The sequence below is a fragment of the Streptomyces sp. NPDC050564 genome (genome assembly GCF_044457265.1).
Lineage (GTDB): Bacteria > Actinomycetota > Actinomycetes > Streptomycetales > Streptomycetaceae > Streptomyces.
This window is the reverse complement of record NZ_JBITGS010000019.1, coordinates 150,022-165,443: the sequence shown is the minus strand read 5'-3', so window position 1 is coordinate 165,443 and position 15,422 is coordinate 150,022. Positions and strand designations below refer to the sequence as shown.

At 70.4% G+C, this 15,422-nt stretch carries 14 protein-coding genes and 1 pseudogene; 8 read left to right on the top strand and 7 right to left on the bottom strand.

All coding sequences use genetic code 11. From position 1 onward, the window contains the following. Window positions 1-281 precede the first annotated feature (281 nt). Window positions 282-1,614: pseudogene (locus ACIBK0_RS28950) on the bottom strand (pectinesterase family protein). A 146-nt stretch (window positions 1,615-1,760) separates the two neighbouring features. On the opposite strand from ACIBK0_RS28950, the gene ACIBK0_RS28945 reads away from it, so the two are divergent. Continuing rightward, window positions 1,761-2,417, top strand: coding sequence for an RNA polymerase sigma factor (locus tag ACIBK0_RS28945; protein ID WP_399086192.1), 657 nt, complete (start codon window positions 1,761-1,763; stop codon window positions 2,415-2,417). Further along, window positions 2,414-3,517: a CU044_5270 family protein gene (locus tag ACIBK0_RS28940; protein ID WP_399086189.1), complete on the top strand. Its 1,104-nt coding sequence runs from the start codon at window positions 2,414-2,416 to the stop codon at window positions 3,515-3,517. The genes ACIBK0_RS28945 and ACIBK0_RS28940 overlap by 4 nt, the downstream gene beginning before the upstream one ends. Window positions 3,518-3,543: 26 nt before the next feature. Here the strand turns inward: ACIBK0_RS28940 and ACIBK0_RS28935 are convergent, their stop codons facing one another. From ACIBK0_RS28935 to ACIBK0_RS28920, 4 genes are all read right to left on the bottom strand, one after another. Beyond that, on the bottom strand, window positions 3,544-5,004 hold the full coding sequence (locus tag ACIBK0_RS28935; protein WP_399086186.1) for an ATP-binding protein: 1,461 nt from the start codon (window positions 5,002-5,004) through the stop codon (window positions 3,544-3,546). After that, complete coding sequence (locus tag ACIBK0_RS28930; RefSeq protein ID WP_399086182.1) at window positions 5,001-5,732, bottom strand: response regulator transcription factor; 732 nt, start codon at window positions 5,730-5,732, stop codon at window positions 5,001-5,003. Before ACIBK0_RS28930 ends, ACIBK0_RS28935 begins: the two co-directional genes overlap by 4 nt. A gap of 121 nt (window positions 5,733-5,853) precedes the next feature. Continuing rightward, window positions 5,854-6,066: a hypothetical protein gene (locus ACIBK0_RS28925; RefSeq protein WP_399086179.1), complete on the bottom strand. Its 213-nt coding sequence runs from the start codon at window positions 6,064-6,066 to the stop codon at window positions 5,854-5,856. Window positions 6,067-6,081: 15 nt separating this feature from the next. After that, window positions 6,082-7,302 (bottom strand): S1C family serine protease, encoded by a 1,221-nt coding sequence (locus ACIBK0_RS28920; protein WP_399086176.1) that lies wholly within the window; start codon window positions 7,300-7,302, stop codon window positions 6,082-6,084. 379 nt (window positions 7,303-7,681) lie between these two features. Between ACIBK0_RS28920 and ACIBK0_RS28915 the strand changes: the two genes are divergently transcribed. Beyond that, on the top strand, window positions 7,682-9,436 hold the full coding sequence (locus tag ACIBK0_RS28915) for a trypsin-like serine protease (protein WP_399086173.1): 1,755 nt from the start codon (window positions 7,682-7,684) through the stop codon (window positions 9,434-9,436). Between the two features lie 113 nt (window positions 9,437-9,549). Here ACIBK0_RS28915 and ACIBK0_RS28910 read toward each other — a convergent pair whose 3' ends face one another. Next, on the bottom strand, window positions 9,550-10,572 hold the full coding sequence (locus tag ACIBK0_RS28910) for a LacI family DNA-binding transcriptional regulator (RefSeq protein ID WP_399086170.1): 1,023 nt from the start codon (window positions 10,570-10,572) through the stop codon (window positions 9,550-9,552). 23 nt (window positions 10,573-10,595) lie between these two features. Continuing rightward, window positions 10,596-11,414, bottom strand: coding sequence for a response regulator transcription factor (locus tag ACIBK0_RS28905; protein WP_399086167.1), 819 nt, complete (start codon window positions 11,412-11,414; stop codon window positions 10,596-10,598). A gap of 252 nt (window positions 11,415-11,666) precedes the next feature. Between ACIBK0_RS28905 and ACIBK0_RS28900 the strand changes: the two genes are divergently transcribed. From ACIBK0_RS28900 to ACIBK0_RS28880, 5 genes are all read left to right on the top strand, one after another. After that, window positions 11,667-12,518, top strand: coding sequence for an alpha/beta hydrolase (locus tag ACIBK0_RS28900; protein ID WP_399086164.1), 852 nt, complete (start codon window positions 11,667-11,669; stop codon window positions 12,516-12,518). 95 nt (window positions 12,519-12,613) lie between these two features. Then, on the top strand, window positions 12,614-12,868 hold the full coding sequence (locus ACIBK0_RS28895) for a MoaD/ThiS family protein (RefSeq protein ID WP_399086161.1): 255 nt from the start codon (window positions 12,614-12,616) through the stop codon (window positions 12,866-12,868). 8 nt (window positions 12,869-12,876) lie between these two features. After that, on the top strand, window positions 12,877-14,127 hold the full coding sequence (locus ACIBK0_RS28890) for a hypothetical protein (protein WP_399086158.1): 1,251 nt from the start codon (window positions 12,877-12,879) through the stop codon (window positions 14,125-14,127). Window positions 14,128-14,333: 206 nt separating this feature from the next. Continuing rightward, entirely contained in the window at window positions 14,334-15,077 is a 744-nt protein-coding gene (locus ACIBK0_RS28885) for a DUF2993 domain-containing protein (RefSeq protein ID WP_399086155.1), read from the top strand. Window positions 15,078-15,301: 224 nt separating this feature from the next. Then, entirely contained in the window at window positions 15,302-15,382 is an 81-nt protein-coding gene (locus tag ACIBK0_RS28880) for a putative leader peptide (RefSeq protein ID WP_350310325.1), read from the top strand. Window positions 15,383-15,422: the final 40 nt, after the last annotated feature.

The following is a 15,422-nucleotide window of genomic DNA, read 5'->3' as shown; positions in this document are numbered from 1 at the left end:
GCCAAAGGCGACGGGGAGGCCCTGAACCATCGCTCCGGTGGAGGAGGGGCCCCGCACGCTGGCACCGCACCCGTTGTCCCAGATCGCACAGCGACGGTACGCCGGCCGTCCCAGGGCGCCGCAAGTCCACAAGCCGACCATCACACGATCGAGCTGAACCGACTGTATGTGCCTCCTCGGCTCGGAGAGGCGCGTGGGGAGGCTGGGCGGTGTCCGGCGCCCAGCCTCCCCGACCGGGGAAACCCCGGCTTCCCCGGGAGGCCCCCCGGCCTCCCGGGGGGTCAGGAGGCGGTGGGCGTCCAGTCGCCGAGCCATGCCGCGACCGACTGGCCCGCCGCCTGCGCGTCGGCCAGCTGCGGACGGTCGCTGCTCGCGGCGCCCGCGCCCGCGCCGGTGTTCTTGTACTCGGCGAACCGGTCGTCCTTCCACGAGAACCCGCCCATGTCGGACCAGGGGGTCGACTTGATCGCGGCGCTGAGCGTGGAGTTGCGGACGATGGTCTGCGGGTCGACGGTGGTGCTGCCGCTCGGGTGCCAGTTGCGGCCGAGGAAGAAGCTCTTCGCGTCCACGTCGCCGTTGACGGTGGAGCGGTTGGTGCCGTACGTCGTGCCGTCCGCCTTCTTCGTACCGGCCGCGTTGTCGTAGACGATCACCGTGTCCTTGCGGCTGCCGCCGGTGCCCCGGATGGTGACGTGCGGCTTGTTCGAGGGGACCTTGACCGTCTCGCGGTACGTGCCCGGTTCGACGGAGATCACGACGCGCGCGGTGTTGTTGGCGGGGACGGCGTCGACGGCGGCCTGGACGGTCCTGTACTGACCGGTGCCGTCCTTGGCCACGGTGAGGGTGGTGGCCGCGGCGGTGGTGGTGGCCGTACCGAGTGAGCTCTGCGGCCCGGCGGCGGTCCTGAGCAGTGCGGGCAGGTCGGCCGCCTTGTCGAGTGTGTAGCGCCGATGCCGAACGCCTTGTTCGTTGCTGAGCTTGTTGTACGAGACCGTCAGGTACGTGGTGTCCTTGCGGCTGTCGATGAGGCCGTCGGCCATGTGCCGGATGTCGTTGTGGTCGATCCAGACGTGGTGGGCGCCGTCCATCTGGATGCCGTCGTAGTCGTGCTCCTTGTCGTTCCAGACGCCCTGGTACGCGTCCCGGATCGTCAGGTTGCGGATGATGACGTTGTGCACACCCTGGCCGAGGAAGAAGCCGCCGCCGACGATCTGGCCCGAGCTGCCGGAGCCGATGATCGTTCTCCTTGCCCACCGGGTCCATGGTGATGGCCGCGGCGACGACGATGACGTACGGGTCGGACGACGTCGCATACTTCTCCAGGTCGGTGAGCGTCTTCACGGTGACGGTTCTGCCGTCCCGGCCGCCGTAGGTGCCGTGCTGCCCCCGCGCGTCGACCGACGCGAAGCCGTCGGCGGTGGCCGTGGCCCAGGCGGGAGCGGCGCTCGCGGCCGACGCCCGGGGCTTCGCGTCCTCCCCGAAGATGCCGAAGGCGGCGCCGTACGCCATGGCTCCGGCGGCGGTCAGGGCCAGGGGGACGCCGACGTACAGTGCGGCCTTCCGTCTGCGGTGGCGTGCCTTGCGGATGTCACTCACGTGTGGGGTCCGTTCCATGTCTGTGGAGGGAGAGGCATGGTGCAGTCGTCACGGGTGGCTGATTGGTTGCCGTGCGGCGTGCGGACGCGGTGGAGAAGGCGTGTGACGCAGATCACGGGAAGGCCGTGCACGGTGCCGGACAGCTCATGAAGGTGAGCACTCATATGCGAACCCGGGTACGGGCCGGGGAATCGAGCGCGTTCGCCGAGCTCTACGACAGCTACGCCCGCGCGGTCTACAACCATGCCTTCCGGCTGACCGCCGACTGGTCGACGGCCGAGGACGTGATGGCGGCGACCTTCATGGAGGCATGGCGGCTGCGCGACAAGGTCGACCCGGAGGGCGGCTCGCTGCGGCCCTGGCTGCTGGGCATCGCCACCAACACCGCGCGCAACCAATACCGGAGCAACCGGCGGTACCGGGCGGCGGCCGGCGTTGCCGCGGCGGCCGAGCTGTCGGTGCCCGACCACGCCGAGGAGGTGGCCGACCGGGTCGACGGTCGGCGGCGCCTCGCGACGGCGCTCACCGCGCTCGCGGCGCTGCGCAGACCGGAGCGCGAGGTCATCGCGCTCTGCCTGGGAGAGGGCCTGGACTACGAGGCCGCGGCGGAGGCGCTCGGGGTTCCGGTGGGCACGGTCGCCTCCCGGCTCTCCCGGGCCCGCAAGAAGCTGCGCGCGCTCGCCGAAGCCGAACTGGCCCGCCCCACAGGCGAGTCGGAGTTCAGGAAAGTTCGCGGAAATCGGGAAGGCGTCCGCCCCGGCCGACAGACAAGAGGCGATCACGCACACGCGATCCGGCCCGCACAGGAAGGAAACCGATGAACGCGAACACGTCCCGGCAGAGCCCTGCCGAGTGGGAAGAGGGCGCACAGCTCTTCGACCGGACGACGCGCGACCTGCCTGCGGACCGTCACCGGTTCCACAAGGAGCGCATGATGGCCCAGATCCACGAACTCCAGCAGCAGGACGAGCGCACGGCTCCGGCCAAGAACCGGCGCTTCCGGCTGCCGCGCCCGGCGATCGTGCTGCCCGCGATGGCCGCCGCCGTGGCCGCGGCGGTCGTGGCCGGGGTGGTGACGTCCGGCAATGGCGGCGGGGTCGAGGCCGGCGGCGGTGTGGCCACCGGACCCGCCCTGACCACCCAGGTAGGTGCCGCGACCACCAAGGGTGTGCCGCAGCTCCTCGACCAGATCTCGCTGGCGGCCGCCGAAGGGGACCATCCGACGGTCAAGCCCGGCCAGTACATCTACATCGAGTCCAAGACGGCCGACAGCTTCCTGAAGTCCGTCGACGACAAGACGACCCTGGCCGGCCACGCGCTGCACCGCCGACAGATGTGGAAGTCCCCGGACGGCACCAAGGGCTGGCTGATCGACCCGGCCGTCAACGACAGCCCCGAGGGCGAGACCCTGAGCCTGCCGGACGAGCAGGGCAACACCCCGAAGGCGAACCTGAACGGTCCGTCGTACGACTACCTGGCCAAGCTGACCACCGATCCCGACGCGCTGCTGGCCAAGATCTACAAGGAGACGAAGGGGCAGGGCAACTCGCCCGACCAGGAGGCGTTCACGACCATCGGCGACCTGCTCGGCGAGAGCTACCCGCCGGCGGACCTGTACCCGGCGCTGTTCAAGGCCGCCGCGAAGATCCCCGGCGTGGTCGTCGTCGATGACGCGGTGGACGCGGTGGGCCGGCGCGGGGTGGCGGTGGCCCGGCTCGACGAGACCAGCGGTGAGCGCGAGGAATGGATCTTCGACAGGAAGAGCCATGTCTTCCTGGGCGAGCGCTCGGTCCAGGTGAAGCGGAACACCGGAGTGGAGGCCCTGATCAAGCCCGGCACGGTGACCTTCACCAGCGCCATCCTGAACCGTGCGGTGGTCGACGACATCAAGCAGACGCCGTCACGGTCCCAGGCGGGCTGAGGCCGACCGGGGCCGGGAAGGGCCCGCTACGGCGCCTCGGGCGGCGCGGTCGGCGCGCCCGGCAGGCGGAGCGTCGCCACCGTCCCGCCGCCCGCGGCGGGGGTCAGGGACACCTCGCCTCCCGACTGCTGCACCGTGCGGGCCACGATGGACAGGCCCAGGCCGGAGCCCGGCAGGGCGCGCGCCGACGGGGAGCGCCAGAAGCGGTCGAAGACGTGCGGCAGTTCCTCGCTGGGGATACCGGGGCCGTGGTCGCGGACGGTGAGTTCGCCGTCCTTGAGCACGACGTCGATCGTGCCGCCCTCGGGGCTGAACTTCACCGCGTTGTCGAGGATGTTCACGATCGCCCGCTCCAGCGCCGACGGCTCCGCCCGTACGAACCAGGGCTGCACATCCGCCGTGATCGTCAACTCCGGCCCGCGCAGCCGCGCACGGCGCAGGGCAGCCTCGACGGTGTCCTGCAGCGCGACCACCTCGGCACGGTCCGCCGGCTGGCCCGCGTCCGACCGCGACAGCGTCTGCAGATCGCCGATCAGGGCGGCCAGCTCGGTCATCTGGGCGGTGACCGATGCGAGCAGCGCCTTGCGGTCGGCCGGGGGGATCGGGCGGCCCATTTCCTCGCTGCGGCTGAGGAGTTCGATGTTCGTACGGAGGGAGGTGAGCGGGGTACGGAGTTCATGACCGGCGTCGGCGATGAGCTGCTGCTGCAGGTCGCGGGAGCTGGCGAGCGCGGAGGTCATCGAGTTGAAGGACTCGGACAGGCGCGCGATCTCGTCGTCGCCCTCGACCGGGATACGAACGGTGAGGTCCTCGGTGCGGGCCACGTGTTCCACGGTCTCGGTGAGCTTGTCGACGGGGCGCAGGCCCGCTCGGGCCACGGCGAGACCTGCGGCTCCGGCGCCCACCACTCCGACGCCGCCGACGAGGAGGAGGAGCAGGGCCAGTTCGTTGAGGGTGGAGTTGGTGCCCTTGAGGGGAAAGGCGAACTGGATCACGGCATCGGGGAACACCGTCGGGTTGCCGCCGCCGGGTTCGCTGATCAGCAGGGGGACCGTCAGTACCCGTACGGGGTTGCCCTCGGTGTCCGTGCCATTGCGGAAGATGCCGCGGTCCGGCTTCTTGGCCAGGTCGGTGTCACTGCTGGTGATCTTGACCGTGCCGGGTGACATCGAGGCGACGCAGGACTCGCCGTTCGCCTTGACCACCTGGAGGTAGTACTCGGTCCCCGCACGGAAGCCGCCCTGATCCGTCGACGATTCGTCGGACTGGTCGGACGACTGGCCGCAATTGTTGATGGTGTCGAGGAGTTTGCCGCCCTGCGGATGGGTCGCCTGTGACTGCAACTGGTTGTCGACCTCGGAGTACAACTTCTTCTGCACGATGAACCAGCACGTCATCGAAACAGCCGCCACCGCGAACGCCACCGCTGCGGCGACGAGCAACGCCAGTCGCGATCGCAGCGGGAGTGACCTGAACCTGCGGATCACTCCGCGCCGCCCGAGCGCAGGACGTACCCCACGCCCCGCACCGTGTGGACCAGGCGCGGCTCGCCGCCCGCCTCGGTCTTGCGGCGCAGGTACATGACGTACACGTCGAGGGAGTTGGAGGAGGGCTCGAAGTCGAAGCCCCAGACCGCCTTGAGGATCTGCTCGCGGGTGAGGACCTGGCGCGGGTGGGCCAGGAACATCTCCAGGAGGGTGAATTCCGTGCGGGTCAGCTCCACGGGGCGTCCGGCCCGCGTGACCTCGCGGGTCGCCAGGTCCATGCGCAGGTCGCCGAAGATGAGCGCGTCGTCCTCCTGCGTGCCGACCGCCGCGGCGGCGTAGGAACTGCGCCGCAGCAGGGCCCGGACGCGGGCGAAGAGCTCGTCGAGTTCGAAGGGCTTGACGAGGTAGTCGTCGGCGCCGGCGTCCAGGCCGGTGACGCGGTCGCCCACGGTGTCGCGGGCGGTGAGCATCAGGATCGGCGTGGTCGTGCCCGCGCCGCGCATCCGGCGGGCCGCCGTCAGGCCGTCCATGCGGGGCATCTGGATGTCCAGGACGACCAGGTCGGGCTGGTAGGCCGTCGCCTTCTCCAGCGCGTCCGCGCCGTCGACCGCGACCTCGGTGTCGTACCCCTCGAAGGCGAGGCTGCGCTGGAGTGCTTCGCGTACGGCCGGCTCGTCGTCGACGATCAGGATGCGCTGGGATTCACGGTCGCCTTCGGCGGGGCTCATGGTCGGGAGTTCCTCGGGTGCGGTGGGACGGTGAGGCTGACGCCATTCAGCCTCGCACGTTTGAGGGCGCGGCCGGAGCGGCTCAGCCGGGGAGTGACCGGCTCGAGCGGGGAGGACCGGCTCAGGTCGGCAGCGTGCTGAGCGCGGTGAGCCGACGCAGCGGAACCTTGCGGCGGTGGGGGTGCTCGGCGGACATACGCAGTCCCATCAGCTGCGGGACGGCGACCTCCGGGGTCCGTGCGGCCGGGGCGTGCAGTTCGTGTGCCACTTCCAGGGCCAGGACGAAACCGGCCGGGTCGCTGTCGGTGATGATGTGGGAGACGCGCGTGATCATGTGAACCTCCGGGTGTCAGCTGTCGGAGCCGCCGGCCCGCAGAGAGGCCAGGTCGGACTTCACGGTGTTGATCGGGATGGCGAAGCCGAGGCCGACGCTGCCGGCGCTCGACGAGGACGAGTCCGAAGCGGCGGAGTACATCGCGGAGTTGATGCCGATGATGTTGCCGTTCATATCGATCAGCGCGCCGCCGGAGTTGCCCGGGTTGAGCGAGGCGTCGGTCTGGATGGCCTTGTAGGTCGTCGTCGACGAACCGGTGTCGCCGTTGAACTCCTGGCCGCCGAAGGAGAACGGCCACTGGCCGTTGCCGCCGCCCTGCTGTTGCTGCCGGCCCTGGCTCTCGTCCGTGGAGACGGTCACGTCACGGTCGAGGGCCGAGACGATGCCGCTGGTGACGGTGCCGGTCAGGCCCTCGGGGGAGCCGATCGCGACGACGTCGTCGCCGACCTGTACGCCGTCGGAGTTGCCGAGCGTGGCGACCTTCAGGCCGGAGGGCGCGCTCTCCAGCTTGATCAGGGCGAGGTCCTTCTTGCTGTCGGTGCCGACGACGTTCGCGGTGTACGACTTGCCGTTGCTCAGCTGCACCTTGATCTCGGAGGCGCCCGAGACGACGTGGTTGTTGGTGATGATCTCGCCGCTCGAGGAGATGATCACGCCCGAGCCGGTGGACGAACCGGCGTTCGAGGTCGCACTGATCTCGACGATGCTGGGGCTGACCGCCTGGGCGACCCCGGCGACGGTGCCCTTCTTCGCCGTCGGCACCACGTTGGTGCTGGTGCTGCTCGACGTGGTGTCCTTCCCGGTCAGCTCCTGGATGCCGTACGCCGTACCGCCTCCGATGGCCGCGGCGACTATCGCCACGGCGGCGAGCAGGGCCAGCGGGCCCTTCGCGCGCTTCTTGGCCGGAGCGTGCGCGGGGTTCTCCTGGACGAGGGCCGCGGCGAGCACCGCGGTGGAGCCGGCGTCCGGCTCGGGGTATCCCGCGTAGCTTCCGCCGCCCTGGCCCTCGCCACCGTTGCCGCCCTCACCGGAGCCCGGCCACACGGTGGTACCCGGCTCCACGGCGACCGGTGCGGCCGGCTGGTACGCCGGCGGGGGAGGCCACTCGGGGTTCACGGGGGAGGAGGCGTGCTGCTGCCGGGGGTACGCGGGCTGCTGGTCGCCCTGGACGTACCCGGACTGGCCGTCCTGCTGGGGGTGCTCGTACTCGCCGCTGCGGCGGAAGCTCTCGGTCATGGAAAAAGACTGTCCCCCGATCATGAGAGCTCCCTGAGTGCCCGCTGAGAAGCCCGACAGAACCTCGTATGCCCGATATAAAGGCGCTCGGGCCCGGGAAACGGAGGGTTGCGGTGGGGTGAGGGCGGGGAACGCGGCGGACGAACACTTGTCTGTCTGCTGTGAAGCCCGTGTGTGGAGGGGCGCCCGAGGCCTACGATCTCCGCGCCGGAGGGGGGCTCCGCGGTTACGCCTGAATCGATGCAGGCAATGGCGAGCGCGTTACACGCGTGTGCAAGCGATTGCTGTCGTCGATCGGGCGGGTGCGTCGTATGCCCTTCTCGGGCCTCTCACGACACGGAACGACACCACACGCACCCACGCACACCAGGAGCCCTGAGTGATACCTGCCCTGCGCGGCCGCCTGAGACGCCCTGTCACGGCGTTGCCCGCGGCCGCCCTCGCGCTGGCGCTGACCTGCGCCGGCGCCCTCGCGGCGCAGCCCGCGGCGGCGGCGGACGACCCGTCCGCACTGCCCGACGCCGGCGTCGCCCAGTCGGTGAACCCCGCGCCCACCGCCTCGGACAAAGAACTGCGCAACCGGGTCATCGAGGCCGCCAAGGACCAGGCGACCCCGGAGACGACCCCCAAGAAGACGCCCTTCATCATCGGCGGCAGCGAGACGGCGATCTCCTCCGCCCCGTGGATGGTCCAGCTCGCCTACTACGACGACACCAGCGGCGCGGGCTACTTCTGCGGCGGCACCCTCGTGGCCCCGAACAAGGTCCTGACGGCGGCCCACTGCGTCGCGGGCCTGGACTGGGTGAAGAACGGCGCCGTCGTGGCCGGCACCGCCAACCTGTACGACGACACCAACGGCACCGTCGCGGGCGTCTGGCGCCAGTGGAACCACCCGCGCTACAACTCCACGACCATCCAGAACGACATCGCGGTCCTCACCCTGGACCGCCCGCTGGAGCAGCAGTGGACACGCCTGGTGGCCGCCGGCGACTCCGCGTCCTACGCCGCCGGCAAGACCGCCACCGTCTACGGCTGGGGCCTGACCTCCGGTGCCGAGGGCGCCGACCTGTCGGCCACGCTGCGCAAGGTCGACCTGCCGGTGCAGTCCGACGCCACCTGCAACTCCGCGATGCAGACGGTCCTCGGCGAGGACGACTTCGTCGAGGGCTCGATGTTCTGTGCGGGCACCCCGGCCACCGGCACCGACGAGGGCACCAAGAGCCCATGCAACGGTGACTCCGGCGGCCCGGTGATCGTCGGCGGCAAGGTCGTCGGCATCGTCTCGTGGGGCGTCTCGGGCTGCACGGCCAAGGGCGCCTACCCGGTCTTCACCAAGGTGTCCTCGTACACCTGGGCGGCCCAGCCGCGCATCGACGACACCGACCTGTCCTTCGACGGCAAGGCCGACATCCTGGCCCGTACGCCCTCCGGTGGCCTGTTCGAGCAGGACAGCAAGGGCACCTCGCTCGCGCAGCGCGCCTTCCAGGGCACCGGCTGGCAGGGCATCAGCTGGGGTCTGCAGGCCGACCTCGACCGGGACTTCTACCAGGACCTGATCGTCCGCGACAAGGGTGACGGCAAGCTGTACCGCAGCTACCTGAACCACTCCAGCGGTGAGTTCGAGTGGATGCAGATCAGCTCGGTGTGGGGCGGCTACAAGTCGTACGCCATTCCCGGCGACATGACCGGTGACGCCCGCCCCGACCTCGTCGCGGTGGACTCCGACGGCTCGGTCTACCTCTACCCGGGCAAGGGCAACGGCCAGTTCTACGCCCGCGTCAAGGTCGTCGACAAGGCCTGGAAGAACGTCAAGATCTTCGGCCACGGCGACCTGTCCGGTGACGGCCGCGCCGACCTGCTGGTCCGCAACAGCTCCGGCGTCCTGTATCTCTACCGGGGCACCCAGCAGGAGCACACCCCCTGGTCGGCACGGATCCAGGCGCGTACGGGCTGGAACTTCACCTCGTACGTCTCCAACGGCGACGTGACGGGCGACGGTATCGCCGACGTCATCACCCGCGACTCCGGCGGCACGCTCTGGCTCTACCCGGGCACGAACAAGGCGTCCAGCAGCCTCTTCGGCTCACGGAAGAGCCTGGGCACCGGCTTCAACCAGTACAACCTGCTGTTCTAGGGCATCCGAAGAAACGCCCCGGCCCTGGGGGCCGGGGCGTTTCTTCAGAGGCGCGGGGCTGTGACATATGCGGCTCCGCCGCGTGGGCGCGGGCGACCACATCGGGCCCGCGGCTACTCACAACCGCAGGATCGCCGCACAACCAGCCGGGACGGAAACAGCTTCAACCGTTCACGCCGGGACCCGGCGACCCGCAACCCGTCGTCGAGCACGAGGTCGACCGCGGAGCGCGCCATGGCCGACCGGTCCGATGCAATCGTTGTCAAAGGCGGGTCCGTCAGCGCGGCTTCCTTGACGTCGTCGAAGCCGGCGACGGCCAGCTCCCCGGGCACGTCGATGCGCAGCTCGCGCGCGGCCCGCAGCAGACCGATCGCCTGGTCGTCCGTGGAGCAGAAGATGGCCGGCGGCCGATCCGGCCCGGCGAGCAGCCCCAGGGCGACCTGATACGCGTCGTAGCGGTTGTACGGCGCCTCGAAGAGGCGCCCTTCCGTGGAGATCCCGGCCTCCTGCATCGCGCGCCGCCAGCCCTCGACGTGGTCGGAGACCGGGTCGCCGACGGCGGGCGTCTCCGCGGTACCGCCGAGACAGGCGACGTACTCGTAGCCGTGCTCCAGGAGGTGGCGGACGGCGAGCTGGGCGCCGCCGAGGTCGTCCGTGACGACCGCGACATCGTCGATCGCCTCGGGCCGCTCGTGCAGCAGCACCACGCGGGCGTCCCAGGCGTCGATCTCGGCGGCCGCGTTGTCGTTCAACGCGTGGCTGACCAGGATCAGCCCGGAGACCCGCATGCCGAGGAAGGCCCGCAGATAATGGACCTCGCGCTCGGCGATGTAGTCGGTGTTGCCGACGAGCACCATTTTCCCGCGCTCGGCGGCGGCCTGTTCCACCGCGTGCGCCATCTCGCCGAAGAACGGCTGGCGCGCATCCGGGATGATCAGGCCTATGAGCTCGGTCCGCCGCGACGCCATGGCCTGGGCGACCCGGTCGGGCCGGTACCCCAGCTCCTTGATCGCGGCGAGAACGCGCTCGCGCGTGGCCGGGGCAACCGGCCTCGGTCCGTTGTTGATGACATAGCTGACGACGGCGGTGGAAGTACCCGCCAGCCGCGCCACATCATCCCTAGTCACCTTGGCCACGCGCGGAGTCTACGCGGATGGACCTACCTCTGGGCAGGGCGTACGGCGGCTTCCTCTGCCTCCGGTGCGGCCTCCACCGCGTCGACCGCGTCCAGGTGCGCCGTCTCGTCCGCATCATCCGGCTTTGGCTGGGCGGCCTTGGCCCTCGCCCCTTCGGCGGCGCGGTCCACCTTCTCGGGAGTAACGAATCGATAACCGACGTTCCGCACGGTTCCGATGAGCGACTCGTGCTCGGGTCCGAGCTTCGCGCGCAGTCGTCGTACGTGGACATCGACGGTCCGCGTGCCACCGAAGTAGTCGTAGCCCCAGACCTCCTGGAGCAGCTGGGCGCGGGTGAACACGCGGCCCGGGTGCTGCGCGAGGTACTTCAGGAGCTCGAACTCCTTGAAGGTCAGGTCGAGGACCCGGCCCTTGAGCTTGGCGCTGTACGTCGCCTCGTCCACGGAGAGATCGCCGTTGCGGATCTCCATGGGGGAGTCGTCGTTGACGATCTGCTGGCGGCCCATGGCGAGCCGGAGGCGGGCCTCGACCTCGGCAGGACCGGCCGTGTCCAGGAGTACGTCGTCGATGCCCCAGTCGGCCGTGACGGCGGCGAGGCCGCCTTCGGTGACGACGAGGATGAGGGGACAGCCGGGGCCCGTGGAGCGCAGCAGCTGGCACAGGCTGCGGACCTGCGGGAGGTCACGGCGCCCGTCGATCAGGATGACGTCGGCACCCGGGGTGTCGACGAGAGCGGGGCCTTCCGCCGGAGCCACTCGCACGTTGTGCAGGAGCAGGCCGAGGGCGGGAAGCACCTCCGTCGATGGTTGAAGGGCATTGGTCAGGAGCAGCAGAGAACTCATCGCGCCCCACCTGCCTGGGTCGTCCTACGTTCGTGCACGGTTCGCTCGCCCATAACGTCTGGTTCCTCCTCGGTCCCTGCGAGGACGTTTGCGGCACTGCTCTGTACATGCGGCTCCCGCGCCCCTGGGATCCGCTGTGCATTCAAGGCCCCGTACACCTGCGGTTTCCCGCTTCGTATACAACCCTTCCGAAAGCACAAAAGGACCCGGGGGCTACGTTGCCCGAGTCCTCTTCCCAGCAGAATAGCCCACATGAGCTCAGGCCCGGCAGGTCATGTGACGCGATCTTCCAATAGTCCACACCGTGAGACGGCGCCCCGCACCCCGATGCGGACGTTTCTGCGCACGGTCGACGGGGTGACGATCGATGCGGCGTACGACCCTGGAACGGGGCCTTCCGGCGACCTCGCGATCGTTGTCGCGCACGGTTTCACGGGTGACCTGGAGCGCCCGCACGTGCGCCGCGCGGCGGGTGTCCTCGGGCGGAACGCGGCGGTGGTGACCTTCTCCTTCCGTGGTCACGGGGCCTCCGGCGGCCGCTCGACGGTCGGCGACCGGGAGGTGCACGACCTGGCGGCCGCGGTGGCGTGGGCGCGGGAGCTGGGGCACCAGAGGGTCGCCACCGTCGGGTTCTCGATGGGCGGCTCGGTGGTGCTGCGGCACGCGGCGCTGCACCGAGTGGCCGGTTCGGAGCATGAGGGGCGCACGGAAGCGCAGGCGGACGCGGTGGTTTCGGTGAGCGCACCGGCCCGTTGGTACTACCGGGGCACTGCCCCTATGCGGCGGGTGCACTGGCTGGTAACCCGGCCGGTGGGACGGACCGTGGGCCGCTACGGGCTGCGGACGCGGATCCAGCACCGCGAGTGGGACCCGGTGCCCGCCTCCCCCGTCGAGTCGGTCCCCCTCATCGCGCCCACCCCGCTGCTGATCGTCCACGGCGACCAGGACGGCTATTTCCCGGTGGACCACCCGCGGATGCTGGCCGAGGCCTCCGGGGACCACGCCGAGCTGTGGCTGGAGCACGGCATGGGCCATGCCGAGAACGCGGCCGACGACGAGCTGCTCGCCCGGATCGGGGACTGGGCGGCCGCGCACGCGGGCTAGCCTGACGGTGTTCACAGGATCCACCGGTCTACGCGATCCGGATCCACTGATGTACGCGATCCACCGGGTCACGTATCCACTGATTGAGGAACGAGATGGCAAAGGGCACGGTGCGTTACTGGGCCGCCGCCAAGGCCGCGGCAGGCGTCGCCGAGGAGCCGTACGACGCGAGCACGCTCGCCGAAGCGCTCGACGCGGCCCGCGAGCGACACCCCGGCGAACTCGTCAGCGTCCTGCGGCGATGCTCCTTCCTCATCGACGGTGATCCCGTGGGGACCCGCGGGCATGAGACGGTACGGCTGGCCGAGGGCGGCACGGTCGAGGTGCTCCCGCCGTTCGCAGGAGGGTGAGCGAGACGATGAGCAACCAGCCGTATGAGCCCCCGTACGAGCCGCCGTACGAGGGGTACGACCCATATCAGCAGCCCCAGCAGCCCCAGCAGCCCCAGCAACATCCGCAGCAGCCCGAGTGGCAGCAGTACACCCAGCAGTGGGAGGGGCAGACCTGGGAGACGCAGGCGCAGGCGCCGGTCTCCGCGGCGGACACGGCGTATCTGCCTTCGCAGGGGTATGCCGAGCCGTCTCCTTACGGCACCGTCGGTCAGCCCCTGCCGCCGGAGGCGCCTGCTTCCCAGTGGACCGGGGTTGCCGGTCCTGCTTACGGACCCGGTTACCCGGCGCCCGGCGACGGTGGCTTTGCCCACGCGTCCGGCCCGGGGGTCCCCCCGGGGCCTTCAGGCGCCGGGGGAGGGACGACAGCCCGGACGGGGAGCAGCAGCCCCCAGGAGCCGTCCGTCCCCGTTGCCGAGCCTGCCCCCGGCTACGGCCCCCCCACCATCACCGGCAACCCCCGCATCACCGACGCCCAGCGTGCACGTGCCGAGGGACGGTCGCCGATCATCGAGCCCGGGATGCAGCCGGCCGCGCTCACGGCGGGGCTGGGGCTGCTGCTGTCCGGTGCGGCGGCGGTCGGGGAGTACGCACTCGTCGTACCCCTCGTGCTGCTGCAGGCCGTCACGGCGGCGGGATGGTTCCGGCTGAACGGGATGTGGCCCGCCCGGCAGGGCATCGCGCTGGCGTTCCTCGGCGCGGTGACCGCGGACGCGGCACTGCTCGCGACCGGCCGGGAGAACGCGCCCGCCGCGATCCTCGGCACCCTGGGCGTATGGGTCCTGCTCACCCTCGTCCTGCAACTGCGCAGCCACGCCGACCCGGACACCCGGATGTACGGCCTGATGGCGACCGTCGCCTCGGCCGCGCTGGCGATCGTCGCGGCCGGGCACCTCGCCGCGGAGCCGGACGCCGTCACGGTGGGCGCGGCCGCCGTCGCCGTGGCGATCCTCGCCCGTGCGCTGCCGCTGCCCACGGCGGCCTCCGTGGTGGTCGCGCTGCTGGCCGCCGCGGGCGCCGGCATCGCGGTCGGCGGGATGACGGACTTCGGGTCGCGGGGCGCCTTCCTCGGCCTCGGGGCGGGCGTCTGCGCGCTGGTCGGCCACCGGGTCGCGAGCTACGACTACCCGTCCCGTTTCGTCCACTTCACCGCGGGCGTGGCCCTTCCGCTGGCCACCGCGGCCCCGGCGGTCTACCTGCTGGGCCGCGCGCTCGGCTAGGCCCGGTCGTCGAACTTGCGTCGTCCGCCCGGAGAGCGGGGAAGGCGGGAGTTCTGACGACAGGGCCCAGCGGCGCGGTTCGTCACAGCTGATCGACAAGCAGCCCGAAGGGCCCCCGACACGGGGGCCCTTCGGGGTTAGGCTCGCGAATTGACGGCCACTCGGTCGTTGAGACCGGGTCTGCCGAGGTGGGGGAAACACCGAGCATGCGCGCACTGCGAATCATCCTGATCGTCGCCGTCGTCCTGGGCGGCCTGTTCGTGATCGCGGACCGGGTGGCGGTCGGGTTCGCGGAGGACAAGGCGGCCGACCGGATCAAGAGCACCGAGGGGCTGGCCAGCACCCCCGACGTGTCCATCGAGGGCTTCCCCTTCCTCACCCAGGTCGCCGGCGGCGAGCTCGACGACGTGAAGATCGGCATCAAGAACTACGAGGCCTCGACGGGCGGCACAGGGGCCGCCGCCTCCACGATCCGTATCGACGACCTCAGCGCCGAGATGCACGGCGTCGTCTTCAACGGCGACTACAGCTCCGCCACCGCGGACAGCGCCACCGGCACCGCGTCCATCTCGTACGCCGAGCTGCTGAAGGCCGCCAAGGCCGAGCCCACCCAGGTCGCCTCGGGTGTCAGTGCGCGGGTGATCGGCCTCTCCGACGGCGGCAACGGCAAGATCAAGGTCACGATCGAGGCCACCGTCCTCGGCACCAAGCTGCCCCAGCCGGTCTCCGTGCTCAGCTCCGTCAGCGTCTCGGGCGACACCGTGAAGGTGCACGCCGACTCCCTGCCCAAGCTGGGTGTCGAGCTCGCCGAGGGCCGGATCCGCGCGATCACCGACTTCCAGCAGAAGATCGACGAACTGCCCGGCGGCATCCAGCTCGACAAGGTCGAGGCGGCGAAGAGCGGCGTCGACATCTCGGTGAAGGGTTCGGACGTCAAGCTGGTCGGGTAGGCACCGGCACGGGCCGGGGGGGCCTGTGGAGGACCGATTGTCCGAAGAGCGAGACGGCCTCGTCCGTACCGCAGATGCGCTATCGGTGTGACGACGGAAAACGAGCCTCGGAAACCGGGCGGGCGCGGCCTCGACGTTTATCGCATCTCACATCACGGGCGATCGCGTCTCAATATACGACACACCGGTGACATGCCCGCCTGTCCGTCCCTACGATCGGACGCATGAAGCGACAGGCGGATCTCACGAAGCGGCGGGCAGTAGACCTGTGCCGCGTCGCCGCCATGCTCTGTCGCACCTTCTGAGCGGAAGCGTTCGTACTTCCGCGAGCCGGGCCCCTGGACC